Origin of the sequence: Streptomyces sp. NPDC057616 (genome assembly GCF_042800575.1) — a bacterium.
Lineage (GTDB): Bacteria > Actinomycetota > Actinomycetes > Streptomycetales > Streptomycetaceae > Streptomyces.
Map to the genome: position 1 here is coordinate 123828 of NZ_JBHVGU010000022.1, position 18740 is coordinate 142567.

Annotated in this window: 17 protein-coding genes; 10 read left to right on the forward strand and 7 right to left on the reverse strand. The window is 71.4% G+C overall.

Translation table 11 applies throughout. The features are described from left to right. Positions 1 to 2 precede the first annotated feature (2 nt). From ACFU97_RS26860 to ACFU97_RS26870, 3 genes are all read left to right on the forward strand, one after another. Positions 3 to 3044, forward strand: coding sequence for an alpha-mannosidase (locus ACFU97_RS26860; protein ID WP_384261219.1), 3042 nt, complete (start codon positions 3 to 5; stop codon positions 3042 to 3044). Positions 3045 to 3047: 3 nt separating this feature from the next. Next, positions 3048 to 4298: an alpha-L-fucosidase gene (locus ACFU97_RS26865; RefSeq protein WP_384261222.1), complete on the forward strand. Its 1251-nt coding sequence runs from the start codon at positions 3048 to 3050 to the stop codon at positions 4296 to 4298. 162 nt (positions 4299 to 4460) lie between these two features. Next, a complete protein-coding gene (locus ACFU97_RS26870) occupies positions 4461 to 5333 on the forward strand; it encodes a sulfotransferase family protein (RefSeq protein WP_384261333.1) in 873 nt (290 codons plus the stop codon). 35 nt (positions 5334 to 5368) lie between these two features. Here the strand turns inward: ACFU97_RS26870 and ACFU97_RS26875 are convergent, their stop codons facing one another. Together ACFU97_RS26875 and ACFU97_RS26880 are read right to left on the reverse strand one after the other, a co-directional pair. Further along, complete coding sequence (locus ACFU97_RS26875) at positions 5369 to 7054, reverse strand: carbohydrate binding domain-containing protein (RefSeq protein WP_384261223.1); 1686 nt, start codon at positions 7052 to 7054, stop codon at positions 5369 to 5371. 126 nt (positions 7055 to 7180) lie between these two features. After that, positions 7181 to 8326, reverse strand: a complete 1146-nt coding sequence (locus ACFU97_RS26880) for an ATP-grasp domain-containing protein (RefSeq protein WP_384261225.1) — start codon at positions 8324 to 8326, stop codon at positions 7181 to 7183. 270 nt (positions 8327 to 8596) lie between these two features. Between ACFU97_RS26880 and ACFU97_RS26885 the strand changes: the two genes are divergently transcribed. Together ACFU97_RS26885 and ACFU97_RS26890 are read left to right on the forward strand one after the other, a co-directional pair. After that, positions 8597 to 9457 carry a metallophosphoesterase family protein gene (locus tag ACFU97_RS26885; RefSeq protein WP_384261227.1) on the forward strand — a complete coding sequence of 287 codons (861 nt, stop codon included), beginning with the start codon at positions 8597 to 8599 and terminating at the stop codon, positions 9455 to 9457. Continuing rightward, on the forward strand, positions 9454 to 10137 hold the full coding sequence (locus ACFU97_RS26890) for a 4'-phosphopantetheinyl transferase (protein WP_384261230.1): 684 nt from the start codon (positions 9454 to 9456) through the stop codon (positions 10135 to 10137). The genes ACFU97_RS26885 and ACFU97_RS26890 overlap by 4 nt, the downstream gene beginning before the upstream one ends. 18 nt (positions 10138 to 10155) lie before the next feature. Here ACFU97_RS26890 and ACFU97_RS26895 read toward each other — a convergent pair whose 3' ends face one another. Then, positions 10156 to 10383 (reverse strand): hypothetical protein, encoded by a 228-nt coding sequence (locus ACFU97_RS26895; RefSeq protein WP_384261232.1) that lies wholly within the window; start codon positions 10381 to 10383, stop codon positions 10156 to 10158. A gap of 253 nt (positions 10384 to 10636) precedes the next feature. On the opposite strand from ACFU97_RS26895, the gene ACFU97_RS26900 reads away from it, so the two are divergent. Next, on the forward strand, positions 10637 to 11680 hold the full coding sequence (locus tag ACFU97_RS26900) for an alpha/beta fold hydrolase (RefSeq protein WP_384261234.1): 1044 nt from the start codon (positions 10637 to 10639) through the stop codon (positions 11678 to 11680). A gap of 67 nt (positions 11681 to 11747) precedes the next feature. Here the strand turns inward: ACFU97_RS26900 and ACFU97_RS26905 are convergent, their stop codons facing one another. Both ACFU97_RS26905 and ACFU97_RS26910 read right to left on the reverse strand, forming a co-directional pair. Next, positions 11748 to 12296: a toxin-antitoxin system, toxin component gene (locus ACFU97_RS26905; protein WP_384261237.1), complete on the reverse strand. Its 549-nt coding sequence runs from the start codon at positions 12294 to 12296 to the stop codon at positions 11748 to 11750. 14 nt (positions 12297 to 12310) lie between these two features. Then, entirely contained in the window at positions 12311 to 12964 is a 654-nt protein-coding gene (locus ACFU97_RS26910) for a helix-turn-helix domain-containing protein (protein WP_384261239.1), read from the reverse strand. Between the two features lie 223 nt (positions 12965 to 13187). On the opposite strand from ACFU97_RS26910, the gene ACFU97_RS26915 reads away from it, so the two are divergent. After that, positions 13188 to 13850, forward strand: a complete 663-nt coding sequence (locus ACFU97_RS26915; RefSeq protein ID WP_384261242.1) for a hypothetical protein — start codon at positions 13188 to 13190, stop codon at positions 13848 to 13850. A gap of 15 nt (positions 13851 to 13865) precedes the next feature. On the opposite strand, the gene ACFU97_RS26920 is transcribed toward ACFU97_RS26915, so the two are convergent. Both ACFU97_RS26920 and ACFU97_RS26925 read right to left on the reverse strand, forming a co-directional pair. Further along, entirely contained in the window at positions 13866 to 14627 is a 762-nt protein-coding gene (locus ACFU97_RS26920) for a cache domain-containing protein (RefSeq protein ID WP_384261244.1), read from the reverse strand. 39 nt (positions 14628 to 14666) lie between these two features. Beyond that, positions 14667 to 15392 (reverse strand): FadR/GntR family transcriptional regulator, encoded by a 726-nt coding sequence (locus tag ACFU97_RS26925; protein WP_384261335.1) that lies wholly within the window; start codon positions 15390 to 15392, stop codon positions 14667 to 14669. Positions 15393 to 15520: 128 nt separating this feature from the next. On the opposite strand from ACFU97_RS26925, the gene ACFU97_RS26930 reads away from it, so the two are divergent. From ACFU97_RS26930 to ACFU97_RS26940, 3 genes are read left to right on the forward strand one after another with little or no spacing between them, the layout of a single operon-like run. Next, entirely contained in the window at positions 15521 to 16558 is a 1038-nt protein-coding gene (locus ACFU97_RS26930; RefSeq protein ID WP_384261247.1) for an ABC transporter ATP-binding protein, read from the forward strand. A gap of 47 nt (positions 16559 to 16605) precedes the next feature. Then, a complete protein-coding gene (locus tag ACFU97_RS26935; RefSeq protein ID WP_384261249.1) occupies positions 16606 to 17808 on the forward strand; it encodes an ABC transporter substrate-binding protein in 1203 nt (400 codons plus the stop codon). Positions 17809 to 17812: 4 nt separating this feature from the next. After that, positions 17813 to 18703: an ABC transporter permease gene (locus tag ACFU97_RS26940; protein WP_384261251.1), complete on the forward strand. Its 891-nt coding sequence runs from the start codon at positions 17813 to 17815 to the stop codon at positions 18701 to 18703. Positions 18704 to 18740 lie beyond the last annotated feature (37 nt).

Consider the following 18740-nt stretch of genomic DNA (forward strand, 5'->3'; position numbering starts at 1 on the left):
TCATGCACGACGAACGCCGCCGGATCGAGGAGCGCGCCGAGCGCCTCCACAACCAGCGCATCAAGCCCGCGCTCTACGCGGTCACCGTTCCCCTGACGGTCGAGGCCTGGCAGGCGCCGGGCGAGCCGGTCCCGTTCGAGGAGGCCGCGGCCGCCTCCTACGAGCCCTTCGCGATGGACACCCCCTGGGGCCCGCCCTGGGGCACCACCTGGTTCCGCATGCGGGGGCAAGTGCCCGCCGAGTGGGCCGGCCGGCGCGTCGAGACGGTCATCGACCTCGGCTTCGTCGGCGACTGGCCGGGCAACCAGGCCGAGGCGCTGGTCCACCTCGCGGACGGGACGCCGCTGAAGGCGGTCAACCCGCTCAACCAGTACGTTCCGATCGCGAACCCGGCGGCGGGCGGAGAGGAGATCGACTACCTGGTCGAGGCCGCCTCCAACCCCGACATCCTGGCGGGCGACTTCGCCGCGCCCACGCCCCTGGGCGACGTGCTCACCGCCGGCGACAAGCCGCTCTACACCTTCCGGCGCGCCGACCTCGCCGTCCTCGACGAGGAGGTCTTCCACCTCGACCTGGACCTCCAGGTGCTGCGCGAGCTCATGGTCCACCTCGGCGAGCACGAGCCGCGCCGCCACGAGATCCTGCACGCCCTGGACCGCGCCATGGACGCCCTGGACCTGGACGACGTCGCCGGCAGCGCGGCCGCCGTCCGCGCGGTGCTCGCGCCGGTCCTGGCCAGGCCCGCGCACGCCAGCGCGCACACCGTCTCCGGCGTCGGGCACGCGCACATCGACTCCGCGTGGCTGTGGCCCATCCGCGAGACCAAGCGCAAGACGTCCCGCACCTTCTCCAACGTCACCGCGCTCGCCGACGAGTACGAGGAGTTCATCTTCGCCTGCTCGCAGGCCCAGCAGTACGAGTGGGTGCGCGACAACTACCCGCAGGTGTGGGAGCGGATCAAGAAGTCCGTCGCCAAGGGCCAGTGGGCGCCGGTCGGCGGCATGTGGGTGGAGTCCGACGGCAACCTGCCCGGCGGCGAGGCGATCGCCCGCCAGCTGGTCCACGGCAAGCGGTTCTTCATCGAGCACTTCGGCATCGAGACCAAGGGCGTGTGGCTGCCGGACTCCTTCGGCTACAACGCCGCCTACCCGCAGCTCGCCAAGCTCGCCGGCAACGACTGGTTCCTCACCCAGAAGATCTCCTGGAACCAGACCAACACCTTCCCCCACCACACCTTCTGGTGGGAGGGCATCGACGGCACCCGCATCTTCACCCACTTCCCGCCGGTCGACACCTACAACGCCCGCTTCAGCGGCGAGGAGATGGACCGCGCGGTGCGCAACTACGCGGAGAAGGGCGCGGGGACGCGCTCGCTCGCCCCGTTCGGCTGGGGCGACGGCGGCGGCGGCCCCACCCGCGAGATCATGGAGCGGGCGCGCCGGCTCGCCGACCTGGAGGGCTCGCCCAAGGTCGTCGTCGAGCACCCCGACACCTTCTTCGCCAAGGCCCGCGAGGAGTACCCGGACGCCCCGGTCTGGAACGGCGAGCTCTACCTGGAGCTGCACCGCGCCACCTACACCACCCAGGCCCGCACCAAGCAGGGCAACCGCCGCAGCGAACACCTGCTGCGCGAGGCCGAGTTGTGGGCGACGACCGCCGCGCTGCACGCTCCCGGCTACACCTACCCGTACGAGAGGCTGGACCGGCTGTGGAAGACGGTGCTGCTGCACCAGTTCCACGACATCCTGCCGGGGTCCTCGATCGCCTGGGTGCACCGCGAGGCGGAGGCCGAATACGCGCGCGTGGCAGGGGAGTTGGAGGCGCTGACGGCCGAGGCGATCGCCGCGCTGGGCGGCGGCGGCCCCCGCGTGTTCAACACCAGCCCTTACGCCCGCGCCGAGGTGGTCCGCACCTCCGCGGGTGAGCCCGCGTACGTGCACGTGCCCGCGAGCGGCAGCGCCCCGCTCACCGCCGCCGAGCCGCCGCGGCCGGTGACCGTCGAGGGCCGCGTCCTCGACAACGGCCTGGTCCGGGTCGAGGTGGCCGAGGACGGCACCCTGTCCTCCGTCTTCGACCTCCGGGCCAACCGCGAAGTCCTCGCCGACCGGGGCAACTTGCTGCGCCTGCACACCGACCTGCCCAACTACTGGGACGCCTGGGACATCGACAAGCACTACCGGAACCGCTACACCGACCTGCTCCAGCCTGAGGCGGTCACCGTGACCGAGGCGGACCCGCTGGTCGGCTCGATCCGGGTCGAGCGCGCCTTCGGCAAGGGGTCCAGGATCACCCAGACGATCACGCTGCGGGCCGGCAGCCCCCGTGTCGACTTCGAGACGGACATCGACTGGCACGAGGCCGAGAAGATCCTCAAGGCGGGCTTCCCGGTGGACGTCCGGGCGCCGCACTCCTCCGCGGAGATCCAGTTCGGGCACGTCCAGCGGCCCACGCACACCAACACCAGCTGGGAGGCGGCCCGTTTCGAGGTCTCCGGCCACCGCTGGGTGCACGTGGCCGAACCCGGCTACGGGGTCGCGATCATCAACGACTCGACCTGCGGCCACGACGTGACCCGCACGGTCCGCGACGACGGTGGGACCACGACGCGGGTCAGCCTCAGCCTGGTCCGCGCCCCGCGCGTGCCGGACCCGGAGGCCGACCAGGGCCGCCACCGCTTCGTGTACTCCCTGCTGCCGGGCGCGAGCATCGAGGACGCCGTGGCCGAGGGCTACGCGCTCAACCTGCCGCTGCGGGTGGCGGATGCGGCGGGCGCGCCGGAGCCGGTGGTCTCGGTGGACGGTGAGGGCGTGACCGTGGAGGCCGTGAAGCTCGCCGACGACGCCTCGGGCGATGTCGTGGTGCGGCTCTACGAGTCCCGCGGCGGCCGTGGCCAGGGCGTGCTGCGCACCGGCTTCCCGCTGGCCGGCGCCCGGGTGACGGACCTGCTGGAGCGCCCGCTCGAGGACGCGGAGGTCGTCGACGGCGGCGTCCCCGTCACGCTGCGGCCGTTCCAGATCCTGACGCTGCGGCTGCGCAGGGGCTGACCGATGGCGATGCAACCCTGGTTCACCGACGCCAAGCTGGGGATCTTCGTGCACTGGGGCATCTACGCCGTCGACGGCGTCCAGGAGTCCTGGTCGTTCTACGACGGCATCGTGCCCCACGAGCGGTACATGTCCCAGCTGGAGCGCTTCACGGGCGCCGCCTACGACCCGCGCGGGTGGGCGGACCTGTTCGCCCGCGCCGGTGCCCGGTACGCGGTGCTGACGAGCCGTCACCACGACGGCGTGGCCCTGTGGGACACGCGGTACGGCGACCTCAACCTCGGCAAGGACCACCTCGGCCCGTACGCCGAGGCCCTGCGGGAGAAGGGGCTCAAGGTCGGCCTCTACTACTCCCACTCCGACTGGAACCACCCCGACTACGCCTCCACCCGCAAGCCGGGCCGTCCGCCGGAGCTGGAGGACAACCCCTACTCGGAGTGCGCGGCCGAGGACGAGGACCTGGCGGCCTGGGAGCGGTTCATCGCCTACCGGGACGGCCAGGTGGGGGAGTTGGCCCACCGCTACCGGCCGGACCTGATGTGGTTCGACGGCGAGTGGGAGCGCAGCGAGGAGCAGTGGCGCATCCCCGAACTCGCGGCGCTGGTCCGCTCGTACGTGCCGGACGTGGTCTTCAACGCGCGCATGCTCGGCGAGGGCGACTACGCCACCCCCGAGCAGGGAGCCCCGATCGTGCCTCCGGACGGCCCCTGGGAGCTGTGCCTGACGATCAACGACTCATGGGGCTTCCAGCATCACGACCACCACCACAAGTCGCTGGCCCAGCTGATCCGCTACTTCACCGAGACCATCGGTGGGGGCGGCAACCTGCTGCTGGACGTCGGCCCGAGGGAGGACGGCACCATCCCCGAGCCGCAGGCCGAGCGCCTGGAGGGGCTGGGGGAGTGGATCCGCCGGCACGCGGACGCGGTGTACGGGACGGTGCGCGGGCTGCCGGCCGGGCACCACTACGGGCCCAGCACCCTGTCGGCCGACCGGCGCACGCTCTACCTCGTCCTGTTCGACGCCCCGCGTGCCGAGATCGGCGTCCGCGGCCTCGCGACGGGGGTGCGCCGGGTCACCGTGCTGGGCACCGGCACCGAGCTCTCCCACGAGGTCGTCGGTGGGCTGCACGAGGCGGTCGGCGTGCTGTGGATCGACCCGCCGGCCCAGGCCGACCTCGATCCGTACGCCACCGTGCTCGCCGTCGAGCTGGACGGGGAACTGGAGCTGTACCGGGGCGCGGGACGATCGTGATTTCCATCGAAAATTAAGAGAGCGGTAAGCCACCAGGTCACGGGCGCTTCGGCGGCGCCCGTGACCTGTTCCGTTCCCCTGCGCGACACCTGCGGTTCGCCTGTGCCCCCTGGGATGCGGCCCCAAGGGTAAGAGGAAGGTGTCAACGTGAGTGACCGCCGTATGTCCGCGATACGCAAGGGTCTCAGGCGCCGCGGGAGGCTCGTGGCCCAGGCGGTGAGTCCGCCGCGCCGCGTCCTCGACGCCGTGCCGTCCCCGCGCGGCCCCGAGCCGACGTACACCGCGCCGCCCGCCCCGCGCCTGGTGGAGTCGCCGGTCTTCGTCCTGTCCTCGGTGCGCTCCGGCTCGACCCTGCTGCGCGTCCTGCTGAACAGCCACAGCCGGATCCGCGCCCCGCACGAGATGCATCTGCGCACGGTGCACGTCCATCTCTCGCGCGGGTTCACCGCCGACGCCATGCAGGAACTCCAGCTCGACAAGGACGAGTTGGAGCATCTGCTGTGGGACCGGGTGCTGCATCTGGAGCTGACCCGCAGCGGCAAGGACGTCATCGTCGACAAGACCCCGCCCAACACCCTCATCTGGCCGCGTCTGCACCGATGTTGGCCCGACGCCCGCTACATCCTGCTGCTGCGCCACCCGGGAGCGGTCATCGCCTCCCTGACCGAACGCCGCGCGGATCCGGACCACGAGGCCATCCGCGCCGAGGTCCTCGAATACGGCGAGAAGCTGGAGGCGGCGCGGCACGCCCTCGACGCGCACGTGGTGACGTACGAGGACCTCACCGCCGAACCGGAGCGGACCACGCGCGGCCTGTGCGCCTACCTCGGCGTCGAGTGGGAGGGCGGCATGCTGGACTACGGCGCGAAGGACCACGGCACCTTCCGCCCGCAGCTCGGCGACTGGTCGAGCACCATCAGGTCGGGCCGTGTCCAGCCCGCCCGGCCGGCCGAGGAGTCGGCCGAACTGCCGCCGAGGCTGGCGGAGTTGGCGAAGGCGTGGGGGTACCCGGTCGGGGCACCCCCACGCCGTTGAGCGTGGGCGCCGGCCGGTGGGCCGGCGCGCCGGACTCAGCCGGTGAACCCGGCCGTGATCGAGGTGAACTGCCAGTTGTTCTGGCTGATGCCGGAGCAGTTGCTCACCACGCCGCCGCCCGGGCAGGGCCGGTCACGGTTGACGGACCAGAAGGCGAGCCGGGCGATGTGATGGCTGTTCGCCCAGTCCCGGATCTGGGTCCAGATCGCCGGGGTGGTGGTCTCCTGCTGGTCGGACAGGCCGTTCATGCCGGAGATGCCGATGTGGGAGTACGCCGTGGCGTCGTCCCAGCCGAAGGTCGACTTCAGCTTGGCCTTCAGGCCCTCCGCCGCGTTCACGGTGTTGCCGTACATGTCCGAGCCGCCGCCGAAGTCGAACGGCATGATGGTGAAGACGTCGATGCCGGCGTTCAGCGACTGGGCCTGCTCGATGAGCCGGTTGCCGTAGTACGTCGGGCCGGTGGTCGACGTGCCGAAGGTGACGATGGTCTTCAGGCCGGGGTTGTTGGCCTTGACCGTCTTCAGCGCGGTGAGGATCTTGGCCTGGACGGCCTCGTTCTCGAACTCGTCGGTGTTCTCGATGTCCATGTCGATCGCCTTGAGCGAGTAGGCGTCGATCACCTTCTGCAGGGCGCCCGCGAGCGCGCTCGCGGAGGAGCAGTTGGCGCCGAGCTTGCTGCCCTGCCAGCCACCGAAGGACGGCACGATGTCGCCGCCTGCGGAGCGGATGGCGTTGATCGCGCTCTGGTCGGCGCCACCGGTCAGCGGCCGGCTGCCGTCCCAGGCCGGGTTGCAGCCGCCGGAGTCGAGCACGAAGGCCATCGTGAACCACTTGACGCCGGTCGCGCTCATCACCGTCGACGGGCTCGGCGGGTCGCCCCAGCCCTCGTAGAGATAGGGCGCAGCCTGCTTGAAGCCGGTGCCGCCGCCCCCGCCCGCGTCCGTGGTCACGCTCACGGAGTTGGAGGCGCCGGAGGTGTTGCCGGCCGCGTCCCGCGCCTTGACGGTGAAGGTGTAGGCCGTGCTCGACGCGAGCCCGCCGACCGTGGCGCTCGTGCCGGAGACGCTGAGCACCTGGTTGGAGCCGCTGTAGATGTCGTACGCGGTCACCCCCGTGTTGTCCGTGGAGGCGTTCCACTTCAGCGACACGCTGGAGGAGGTCTTGCCGGTGGAGGTCAGCCCGGTGGGCGCGGTAGGCGCCTGGGTGTCACCGCCGCCGCCCCCGCCGGGGCCGTCCAGGCTGATGTCGTCCGCCCAGTACGTGCCCTGCGCGTACCAGCCGTGCACGTAGATCTTCGCGCTGGTCTGCGAGGCGCCGGTGGTGAAGGAGACGGTGAGCTGGCTGTACGCCGAGGGCGACGTGGTCCAGGTGGAGGCGCCGCCGTCGACGCCGAGGTAGACGTAGGAGCCGCGCACCCAGCCGCTGAGCGAGTAGGTCGTGTTCGGCTGGACCGACACGGTCTGGGAGCACTGCGCGTTGTCGCTGGAACTCACCGCGCCCTGCAGGGCCTTGGAGCCGCCGTGCACGGGGGAGGAGACGACGGAGCCGAGGTTGCCGGAGCAGGTCCACGGGGAGAGGCCGCCCGACTCGAAGCCGGGATTGGACAGGATGTTGGCCGCCTGGGCCGTGCCGGGCAGGGCGATGGCTCCCGCGAGCGCGAGGGCGGCCGAGCCGAGCAGTGCGAAGAACCGGCGTCTGTGACGCCCGAAAGTGTTGCGCATGCGATCTCCCTGGGGAAATGGGGGTGTTCGGGAGTGCAGGAAGGTGCGCAACCAAGTTGGTATGGACCAATCATGGTGTCAAGGTGCTGCGCCATGATTGGTCCAGACCGGTTGGGTGTACGGGCGTCAGGCCGGGGTGATGGCCCGCGCGCCGGTGTCCGCCGGGGCGGCCTCGGCCGGTTCCCCCGCCGGGGCGGGCACCGCCGGCAGCAGGGGCTCCGGCTCCTGGCTGCGCTGCTGCGGCAGCGTCACCGGGCGCAGCGGGCGCGGCCCCGACACCACCGTGTAGTCCTGGCCGAGGAACGGCGGCGTGATCTCGCCCGGGTCCTCGCCGAGGGCCAACTGCACCGCCGCCCATGGGGCGTTGACTCCGCACAGGGAGAGCTGGTGCAGCCCCCCGGCCGGACGCGTGTTGACGTCCATCAGGACCGGCCGGTCGCCGTACATGCGGAACTGGATGTTGGAGAGATGGTGCAGCCCGAAGCCCTCCGCGATCCGCCGCGCCGGCTCCAGCCACTGCTCGTGGAGCGTGAAGCCGCGCCGGCGGCCGTTCTTGGTGCGGCCCACGGCCAGCCGGACCCTGTTGTCGGGGCCGGTGAGGCAGTCCACCGACACCTCCGGCTGCTCCAGGCGCGGCATCACCAGCCAGTCGACGGGCTCGTCGGCCTGCCGCAGCGCCTCGACCACCAGGTCGAGCGGCACATACGGGCTGGGGAAGCCGCTGAGGTGCACCATCGAGAAGGGCGAGCGGGTGATCATGCGGAAGCCGACCCCGCCCGCGCCGGAGGCGGGCTTGAAGCACGCCGTGTGTCCGTCCGCCTCCAACTCCTCCACGGCGGCGACGAGTTCCTCCGCCGAGCGGACCCGCCACCACGGCGGCACCGGAGCCCCGATGGCCTGCACGGCCTCGTAGGCGACGATCTTGTCCTCGAAGACGGCCACGGCCTCCGGCGGCGGCGCCAGCAGCGCCGTGCCCACGGCCTCGAACTCAACGCGGTGCGCCACGACCGCCGACTGGTGCAGCCGGGGCACGAACACGTCGATGCCGCGCCGCCGGCACTGGGCCAGCGCGAACTCCACGTACGCGGCGGGGGACAGCCCCTCCGGCTCCAGCTCGGCGGTGTCGGCGGCGGCCAGCACGGGGGAGTCCGCGTCCCCGTGCGTCGCATGGATCTCCACCGCGCGATCGCTGGGATTTCGGCGCAGCTGATCCATGAAGAAGACGTTCTCCGCGTACGTGCGGTTGAGCCAGACGCGTACGCGAGAGACCATGCAGGCCGCCTTTACGGTGTGCGGGCAGGGCGGAGCGGCCCGTGCCCGGGCAGGGGTGTTTGGAGGGTCACCAAACCGCCCCTGTCTGAGAGGAGTTCGAGGCGGTGGTGTCGGGGCGATCATACGGCCTCGGAAGGGGTGCGCGTGCAACGTCCGTGTTACGGATTCCTGGAGACCTCGCACCCGACGGGCCGCCTTGTCGGCAGGCCGTGCCATGTGTTCTCGTGGTGCCGTCCGTGAGTGCGCTCGGTGGGTGGAGGAGGACGCGAGGTGACGTCGACGGCCGGGGGTGGCGGACAGCTGCTGGCCATCAGCGACCTGCACATCGGATACACCGAGAACCGCGCCCTGGTCGAGGAGATGCGCCCCGAGTCGGACGAGGACTGGCTGCTGGTCGCCGGCGACGTCTCGGAGATCGCCTCCGACATCCGCTGGGCCCTGAAGACCCTCGCGAGCCGCTTCGCCCGGGTGGTCTGGGTGCCGGGCAACCACGAGTTGTGGACCCACCCCAAGGACCCCGTCACCCTGCGTGGCGTCGCCCGCTACGAGCACCTCGTCGAGATGTGCCGCGAACTGGGCGTCCTCACCCCCGAGGACACCTACCCCGTCTGGGAGGGGCCCGACGGCCCCGTCGCCGTCGCCCCGCTCTTCCTCCTCTACGACTACTCGTTCCTGCCGCCCGGCTGCACCACCGCGGCGCAGGGCCTGGAGTACGCGCACGGGACCGGCATCGTGTGCACCGACGAGTACCTGCTGCACCCCGACCCCTACCCGAGCCGCGAGGCCTGGTGCCGGGCGCGGGTCGCCGAGACCGAGCGCAGGCTCGCCGAGATCCCCGCCGACCTGCCCACCGTGCTCGTCAACCACTACCCGCTGGACCGCCACCCCTGCGACGTCCTGTGGTACCCCGAGTTCGCCATGTGGTGCGGCACCGACCTGACCGCCGACTGGCACCGCCGCTTCCGCGTGGAGACGATGGTCTACGGGCACCTGCACATCCCGCGGACCACCTTCCACGAGGGCGTCCGCTTCGAGGAGGTCTCGGTCGGCTACCCGCGCGAGTGGCGCAAGCGGCCCGAACCGCCGGGGCGACTGCGCCGCGTGCTGCCGAAGGAGGTGGGCGTCGGGTGATCGAGGAGCTGCTGCCGCACGAGGTGGTGGCCGTGGAGGTGCACGGCGACGACGGCAGCGAGTACGCGCCGCTGTACCCCGAGGAGGCCGCGGTCGTGGCGCGGGCGGTGCCCAAGCGCCGCCGTGAGTTCGCCCTCGTCCGGGCCTGCGCGCGGCGCGCCATGGACAAGCTCGGCGTGCCGCCGCAGCCGCTGCTGCCCGGCGAGCGCGGAGCGCCGGCCTGGCCGCCCGGGCTCGTCGGCAGCATGACCCACTGCGACGGCTACTGCGCCGCCGCCCTGGTCCGCGCCGCCGACCTGGCCTCCCTCGGCATCGACGCCGAACCCCACCAGCCGCTCCCGGAGGGCGTCCTGGACGCCGTGTCCCTGCCCACCGAGACGGAGCGGCTGCGCCGGCTGACGGGGCGGCATCCCGAGGTCCACTGGGACCGGCTGCTGTTCAGCGCCAAGGAGTCCGTCTACAAGGCGTGGTTCCCGCTGACGGGCCGCTGGCTGGACTTCACGGAGGCCGACATCGAGCTGTCGGTCGACGCGGGCGCGCCGCTGCACGGCGGCTTCCGCGCCGAACTCCTGGTCCCCGGCCCGCTGGTCGGCGGCCGGCACCTCGGTCACTTCGAGGGCCGGTGGACCGTCCAGCGGGGGCTGGCGGCGACCGCGATCACTGTCCCGCACGCCTCCTGACGCCTCTTCGGGCGGCCGTCACGGCTCGGGGCACCAGGTCTGCAGCAGGCGGAAGAACTCCTCCTCGTTCCCCGTCAGGCCCGCGGCCGACAAGGCCTGTTCGGCCTCCTCCAGCACGGCGGGGGGCACTACGGGTGGTCGAGGATCGCCAGGAGGGCCGTCGAAGGCGGCTCGTACGGTGTGCAACAGGCGCAGATAGGCCTGCACGGCGGTCCGCTCGCGGTCGGTCAGTACGGCGGTGGGCATCGTCGGCTCTCCCCTGTCGGCGTCGTCTCGGCGCGCCCGCACGAAGGGGCGCAACTCCAGCTTGCCTGCCACCACTGACAATGGGGTTCCCGCCCTGCTCACGGCGTCGCCCGAGCGGCGGCACCCCGCCGGACCGGCCGGCCGTGTAGCGGCGGCGAAACGTCCGCGAAATCCCTTGTGGAAAAGCGGTTCTACGCTGGAGAACAGGGGATACGGCCGCTGCCGTGCGGCCACGGAACGGGGAGGCGAGTGCATGGTCGACGTCCCGGGACGGAGCCCGGTGCGCTCCGTACGGCTGCGCCCGGTGGGGGACGGGGAACTGGAGCTCAAGTACCGCGTGGTGCACGGCTACCGGCGTGCCTTCCGCATGGCCGGCGAGGGCCCGGCGCTGGTCCTCATCCACGGCATCGGCGACTCCTCGGCCACCTGGGCGGAGCTGATCCCGGACCTGGCGCGCACGCACACCGTGATCGCCCCCGACCTGCTCGGCCACGGCGCCTCGGACAAGCCGCGTGCCGACTACTCGGTCGCCGCGTACGCGAACGGCGTACGGGACCTGCTCACCACGCTCGGCATCGAGTCGGCGACGCTGGTCGGCCACTCGCTGGGCGGGGGCGTGGCCATGCAGTTCGCCTACCAGTTCCCCGAGCGCACCGAGCGGGTCATCCTGGTCAGCGCGGGCGGCGTCGGCCGCGAGGTCAATCCCGTGCTGCGGCTGGTCTCCGTGCCCGGCGCCCATCTGCTGCTGTCCGCGCTGCGGCTGCCGGGCATGCGACTCCAGGTGGGCCTCGCGGTGGGCCTGATGCGGCTGCTGGACACCGACATCGGCCAGGACGCACCCGAACTGCTCACGCTCGTCGACGCGCTGCCGGACGAGACCTCGCGCAACGCCTTCATCCGCACCCTGCGCGCGGTCGTCGACTGGCGCGGCCAGGTCGTCACCATGCTCGACCGGTGCTATCTGACCCAGGGCATGCCGACCATGCTGCTGTGGGGCGACCGCGACAGCGTGGTGCCGGTGCGGCACGCGTACAGGGCCCACGAGGCGATGCCGGGCAGCCGGCTGGAGATCTTCGAGCAGGCGGGCCACTTCCCGTTCCACAGCGACCCCGCGCGGTTCGTCGCGCTGGTCGAGGACTTCACGGCGAGCACGGCCGTGGCCGACTGGAGCCGGGAGCGCTGGCGCGAGCTGCTCGTGCGCGGGCGCCCCGGCACCGTCGCCGGGCGCCCGGACACGGCCCGCAACCGCCAGGTGGAGTGCGAGCTGAAAGAGGCGAGCGAGCGCAGCGCGACGTGAGGGGTACGCGGGACGGCAGTGCTGTCCGGGGCGCGACCGGAGCCGTGGCGACGGGAGTTGAGGCCGCTCAGCCCTGTGGCCCGAGATACCCCAGCGACGCCTCGATCCGCCCCGCCAGATGATCGCGCTGCACCGGCGCGCGCTGCCCCGAACCCGCCAGCCAGGTGCGGCACCTGCTACCGAGCAGCAGGCCGAAGCTCTCGGCCTCCTGCTCGTCGGCGAGGTCGAAGCGGCTGCGGGCGGCCACCGCGCGGACGGTGGCGCGCAGGTCGGCGTCGTCGCTGAGCAGCCGGGCCGCGACCCTTGCGCCCTCGACGTGACGGCCGCGGTGCCCGGCCGTCATGTGCCACAGCTCGTGGCCGAGGATCACCAACTGGTGGTCCGGCGCGGTCCGTTCCTCGATCACCACCAGGTCCTGGTCGGTCATGTCGAGCCACAGGCCGCTCGCGGTCCCGGCCGGAAAGGCGGCCGTACGGAAGTGGACCGGCCGCCCGCGGCGCCTGCTCATCGCCGCGCACAGGGCGCCGTAGAGCTCGTCGGGCCGGGCGGGCGCGGTGAGGGTGAGTTCCCCGACCAGTTCCTGGCACAGGCGGCGCATGTCTTTTCCGATGCCCACGGCTCTCCCCCGGCTCACGACTCGGGCCGTTTGACGCTCTCCAGGAGCATGTCCAGCCACTCCGCGACCTTGTCGCGGTGCTGGTCGGTGGGGAGTTGCGCGGCCCGCCAGGCGATCCCGCGGACGCCGTGGTCCTGGAGCAGCCGCTCCAGCGGGTCGTCGGCGGCCGCGGCCTCCTCCCGCTCGGCGAGCTTGTGCAGCAGCTCCTGCTCCGTGCTCTGCAGCGCGCCGGTGAGGGCCTCGGGGTCCTCGGCCGTGAGGAAGCCGGCATGCACCCGGAAGAAGCGCTGGATGGCGTCGCAGTGCTCCATGGTGGGGCGCCGGTCGCCGTTGATGAGAGCGCCCGCCTGCTGGCGCGACATGCCCGCGCCGTCGGCGATCTCCTGCTGGGTGTACTTGCGCCCGTTGGGCTTGAGCCGGGTGCGGCGCAGCAGGTCCAGACGTTGCAGGAACCGCTCCTGCACATCGGGTTCGCCCGCCGGACGGCCGTTGAGCAGGGCTCTGACCACGGGCTCGGGCACCCCCGAGGCGGCGGACAGGCGGCCGGTGTCGAAGACCTCCGCGTGGGCGACGCCGAGCCGGTCGGCGAGCGCGGTGACGCGGGCGACGACGGCCGGCAGCGCAGCGCTCGCCGCCGTGGTGCCCGGACCCTCGAAGCCTTCCGTCACCGACAGATCTCCTACGTATCTCACAGGCTTCTCACAAGCGGTTGCCGTGAACTCGACGGAGATTACCGGGTAGTTCGAACTCACATCCAGACGTCGCCACAACTGTGGCCAATTTCAGCCGTCAACCAGCACGAAATGCCACGATAGTTGACACGATCCGCCTCGGGACCGCAGGATCAAGGCGCCGCGTGAAGGCCGCAGAGGCAAGAGGGGTGACCTCCCGATGGCATATCAGGCAGGTGGGCAGCGGTCGGCGCCGCGGCCCGTCCCCGAGAGTCTCGACGCCCAGGCGTATCTGGAGGACTACGCCGTCCTCCTGGAGGCCGTTCCCTTTCCGTCCGTCGTCCTCGACCACCGTTGGGACGTCGTCCTCTCCAACAACGCTTTCGCGTCACTTTTCCGTGAGGTGGGCCCGCACCCGACGGCCATGCCGGCCGACAACTTCCTCAGGTTCGTGCTCTTCCACCCCGACGCGGCCACGGTCCTCGGCGAGCACGAGTCGAGCTGGTGCCTGCCGATGCTGGCGCACTTCGCGGCCGCCGTGGAGCGCTACGGCCACGACCACGGACTGCAGTCCATCCGCCGCGACATCGCCCAGGACCCGATCATGGAGGCCGCCTACCGGCAGGGCCTGCCGCACTGGATCCGCGCAGTCGGCGAGCAGGCCGTGGCGCACGACGGCGCGGTGCGCACCCTGAAGCACCCCGATCCGCGCTGGGGCGCCACCGACTGCCGTGTGGTGGACGAGACGCCGCGAACACTGCAGGACATGGGGTACACCAGGATCACGCTGGTGCTGCGGGAGGCCCGCCGCGAGCGGCCCCGCACCCGCCGGACGCGGCACACGGCGGCGCATCTGACGGTGGTGCCGGCCCAGGGGGCCTGATCACCCGCACCCCGCTCAGCCCCGCGCGATCACGAGCACGAGCGGGATGTCCCGGCAGGGGACCAGTCGCAGGTCCCGGAACCGCTGAGGCCGCGCCCGGTCCAGTACGGCGGCGAAGTCCGGTCCCTTGGTGAGGGATCCGGCGAGATGGGCGGGGTCGGCGGAGGCGGTCACCCGGCCGCGCGCGTTCACCAGATGGGCCGGTCCCGGCAGCCCGCGCAGCATCGGCATCACGGCCGCCTCGAAGTGCCGTAGGTACACGTCCGCCGCGGCCACCCCGGCGAAGCGGCCCGCCATCTGCACCGGCGCGGACAGCGTGAGGCTGTACTCGTCGGAGCAGAGGTAGTCGACGTAGGGTCCGGCCACCGCGCGCTCGCCGGTGTCGCGCGGGATGGTGAACCAGTCCCAGTGCGTGTAGTCCGCGTACGCCGACTGCTCGGGGTCGAGGTCGAGCAGCAGCGGCCGTACGCCGCCCTCGGAGTCGCTCTGCCACCACTCCAGCCAGGCCGGTACGTCGGCCAGCAGTCCCGGGGCGGCGACGAACCCGACGCCGGAGACCAACTCGTGGCGGGCCAGGCGCAGATGGAGGCCCGGGCGGAGGGCGGCGAGGTCCACGGTCGCGGGGCGGCGGCCCTCGGCGGCCACCCGGTCCAGCAGCCGTGCGGTGTCCGCGCGGGTGGCGGCCACGGCGTCGAACACGCTCTCCAGCGCCGAACGGACGCCGGCCGCGACCGCCTTCTCCGGAGCCGTGCCGGCTGCTGCCGTCGCGAGGCTCATGCGCACCCTCCAGCGAACGGGGACCGGGCGCGGCACGGCCTACAGCGTCAGGCGCAGCGCGACGAGCCGCGCCGTGGACTCCTGGACGCACCGCTCGGCCAGTTCCCTGGCCGTTTCGTGGGCCCCATCCTGCACCGCCGAGATTACGGACCGGTGACGGTCTGCCACCTCTTCACGATATTCGTCGTCCCCGAGCACAAGACAGAGCACGGCGCCGATCTCGGTCTGCAGCGCGACCTGTTCCCGGGTCAGCCGCGCCGACTGCGCCGCGGCCGCCAGCTCCACATGGAAGCGGCCGTAGACCCGGCTGCGCGCCGCGGTGTCCGCCGCCTGGGTCAACTCCTCTGCGGTGCGCCGCAGTTGTACGAGGTCGTCGGGTTCGGTGCGCTCGGCGGCGAGCCGGGCGGCGGTGCCCGACAGGGCGGCCCAGTGGTCGCCGAGATCGCGCAGCTCCTCGGTGCTCCAGCCGCGCAGCCGGGCCCTGAGCCGCTCCTCGCCGGGGGTCTCGGGCAGCGAGACGAAGGAGCCGCCGCCGCGGCCCCTTCGGGTGGTGACCAGGCCCTGCTGGCGAAGGGCCATCAGCGCCTCCCGCAGGGTCACGGTGGACACGCCGAGCTGCCCGGCCAGTTCGCTCTCGCCGGGCAGCTGCTCCCCTTCGGCGAGCAGGCCGAGCTCGATGGCGTCGCCGATCCGGCGGACGACGGCGTCGACGCGCGCCCGGTTGTCCACCGGGGTGAAGACGGCCCTGCGGGCGCCGCCGTTCATCTGCTGCTGCTTCACGGGCACCACCTTGTGCGTTGACTCAAGCTTTACCTTAAGGGGGACTTGAGCTTTGAACTATGACTTCATATCTTTCCGTGCAACGTAAGAGAGCGCCAGAAAGGTTCCCGTGCATGGAGGGAGTGGCGATCCGGCTGCACGATCTGCGGAAGTCGTTCGGGGAGACGACCGCCGTGGCCGGCATCGAACTGGAGATCAGGGACGGGGAGTTCTTCTCCATGCTCGGTCCCTCGGGCTCCGGAAAGACCACCGTCCTGCGTCTGATCGCCGGCTTCGAGACCCCGACCGCCGGCCGCATCGAACTCGCCGGCCAGGAGGTGACGGGCCTCGCCCCGTTCGAACGGGACGTGCACACGGTGTTCCAGGACTACGCCCTGTTCCCGCACATGACCGTTGAGCAGAACGTCGCCTACGCCCTGAAGATCCGCAAGGTGCCCAAGGCCGAACGCCTGGTCCGCGCCCGCAAGGCCCTCGCCGAGGTCCGCCTCGAGGGCTACGGCGCGCGCCGCCCCGCCCAGCTCTCCGGCGGCCAGCGCCAGCGCGTCGCCCTCGCCCGCGCCCTGGTCGGCCGCCCCCGCGTGCTGCTCCTGGACGAACCGCTGGGCGCCCTCGACCTCAAGCTGCGCGAGCAGATGCAGGTCGAACTCAAGGAGATCCAGCGCGAGGTGGGCATCACCTTCGTCTTCGTCACCCACGACCAGCAGGAAGCCCTGACGATGAGCGACCGCATCGCGGTCTTCGACCAGGGACGCATCCAGCAGGTCGGCACCCCCGCCGAGATCTACGAACGCCCCGCCACGCCGTTCGTCGCCTCCTTCGTCGGCACCTCGAACCTGATCGACGGCGAGGCCGCCCAGCGTGTCGTCGGCGACATCGGCGTCTACAGCATCCGGCCCGAGAAGATCCGCGTCCTCAAGGAGTCCGCGGAGGCCGACCAGCCGGACCACACCACCGCCACCGGCACCGTCGCCGAGGTCGTCTACCTCGGGGACAGCACCCGCTTCCTGGTCGATCTCGACGCCGGCGGCCGCCTCACCGCGCTCCAGCAGAACCTGGAGACCTCCGCCGAGGACGTCGCCGCCTACCGCGGCACGCGCGTGCGTCTGCAATGGCATCGCCGCCACACCGTCCAGGTGCCCGACACCCGCTGAAGCCCCGGTCCCGGCCGCCGAAGCCCCCACACCGCAGGGAGAACGACGTGCGTCTCACCCGAACCCTCAAGGTCGCGGCCTGCGCCGCCGCCATGCTCCTCGCCGCCGGCGCGTGCGGCTCCTCCGACTCCGGTGGCGGCTCCTCCTCCACCGGGCTCAACCCCCCTGATCTCAAGGCGCCCACGAAACTCGGCAAGACCGAGGGCAAGGTCAACCTGATCGCCTGGGCGGGCTATGTCGAGGACGGCTCCAACGACCCCAAGGTCGACTGGGTCACCGACTTCGAGAAGCAGACCGGCTGCCAGGTCAACTCCAAGGTCGCGGCCAGCTCCGACGAGATGGTCAAGCTCATGAAGACCGGCGAGTACGACGCCGTCTCCGCCTCCGGCGACGCCTCGCTGCGCCTGATCGCCTCCGGCGACGCGGCCCCCGTCAACACCAAGCTCGTGCCCAACTACAAGGACATCTTCGCCGGGTTGAAGAACGGCAGCTGGAACTCGGTCAAGGGCCAGATGTACGGCATCCCGCACGGCCGCGGCGCAAACCTGCTGATGTACAACACCCAGAAGGTCACGCCCGCGCCCACCTCCTGGGCGGCCGTCTTCGACGACGCCGCCCAGCACAAGGGCCATGTCACCGCGTACGACTCCCCGATCTACATCGCGGACGCCGCGCTGTATCTCAAGGACACCAAGCCCGAGTTGAAGATCAAGGACCCCTACGCGCTGGACCAGAAGCAGTTCGACGCGGCCGTGGCCCTGCTGAAGAAGCAGAACGCGAACGTCGGCGAGTACTGGAGCGACTACCTCAAGGAGGTCTCCGCCTTCAAGAGCGGCGACTCCGTGGTCGGCACCACCTGGCAGGTCATCGCGAACCTCACCACCGACGAGGGCGCCAAAGTCAAGGCATTCGTGCCCAAGGAGGGTTCGACCGGCTGGTCCGACACCTGGATGGTCTCGGCCAAGGCCAAACACCCCAACTGCGCCTACAAGTGGCTGGACTGGATCGTCTCGCCGAAGGTCAACGCCCAGGTCGCCGAATACTTCGGCGAGGCACCGGCCAACGCCGAGGCGTGCCGGCTGACCAGCGACAAGAACTTCTGCACCGTCTACCACGCGGCCGACGAGAACTACTGGAAGAACATCGCCTTCTGGAACACCCCCATCGAGCAGTGCCTGGACGGCCGGACCGACGTGAAGTGCGTGCCGTACGCCAAGTGGGTCCAGGCCTGGACCGAGATCAAGGGCTGACCGTATGACCGCCATCGAGGCGGGCGCCAGGCGGGGCACCGTCCGGCGCCTCGCCGGGGCGCTGCACCGCCGCCCCCGGCTCCGGCTGACCCTGCTGCTGACCGCGCCGCTGCTGTGGCTGGCCGTGCTCTACCTCGGGTCGCTCGCCGTCCTGTTCGTCTCCGCCTTCTGGACGACCAACTCCTTCACCTCGCAGGTGGTGAAGGTCTGGTCGACCGACAACTTCCACCAGCTGCTGACCACGCCCGTCTACCGGCAGGTGATCCTGCGCAGCGTGGGCGTGGCCCTCGCGGTCACCGTGGTGTGCGCACTGATCGCCTTCCCGCTCGCCTTCTACACCGCTCGCGTCGCCCGGCCGAGGTGGCGGCCGCTGTTGGTGGTCGCCATCCTCACGCCGCTGTGGGCCAGTTACCTGGTCAAGGTGTACGCCTGGCGGCTGATCCTGTCCGAGGGCGGGCTCGCCGACTGGATGCTGAAGCCCTTCGGGGCGGCGGGACCCGGGTACGGCCTTCCGGCCACGGTGCTGACCCTGACGTACCTCTGGCTGCCCTACATGATCCTGCCGATCCACACCGCGCTGGAGCAGCTGCCCGCCAACCTCCTCGACGCGTCGGCCGATCTGGGCGCGCGGAGCTGGCGCACCTTCCGCTCGGTGGTGCTGCCGATGGTGCTGCCGTCCGTGGCCGCCGGGTCGATCTTCACCTTCTCGCTGAGCCTCGGCGACTACATCACCGTGCAGATCGTCGGCGGCAAGACCCAGCTCATCGGCAACGTCGTCTACTCCAACATCGAGCTCAACCTGCCCATGGCGGCCGCGCTCGGCACCGTGCCGGTGGTGGTCATCGTGATCTACCTGCTGGCCATGCGCCGTACCGGCGCACTGAGCAGTCTGTGAGGCGGGGTGCCATGCCGTCCGAAGCCAGGTGCTATGT